A 253-nucleotide genomic window follows, 5' to 3' on the forward strand; every position below is an offset into this window, starting at 1 on the left:
TGCGCGCGCCAGGGCGTCCCGGTCCTCGCCGACATGGCCTACATCGGTGCGGGCGACTGGGTCACCACCGCCAAGCGCCGCCCGCCCAACGGTGAACTCGCTCTCACCGAGCGGACCGTGAACCGGGCCCTGTCCACGGCCCGGGCACCCGTCCAACGAGGCATGGCACGGCTGAAGTCCTGGCAGACCTTCCGCAGATCCCGCGTCAGCCCCAACCGCATGAGCGTCATCACCAAAGCCGTCCTCACCCTGG

At 70.4% G+C, this 253-nt stretch carries 1 protein-coding gene; it reads left to right on the forward strand.

Annotation, left to right across the window (positions count from 1 at the left end; translation table 11 throughout):
• On the forward strand, positions 1-253 hold a 253-nt coding region (locus IE94_RS0134830; protein WP_030192760.1), incomplete at both ends, for a transposase family protein.

This window comes from Streptomyces violaceorubidus (assembly GCF_000717995.1).
GTDB classification, from domain to species: domain Bacteria; phylum Actinomycetota; class Actinomycetes; order Streptomycetales; family Streptomycetaceae; genus Streptomyces; species Streptomyces violaceorubidus.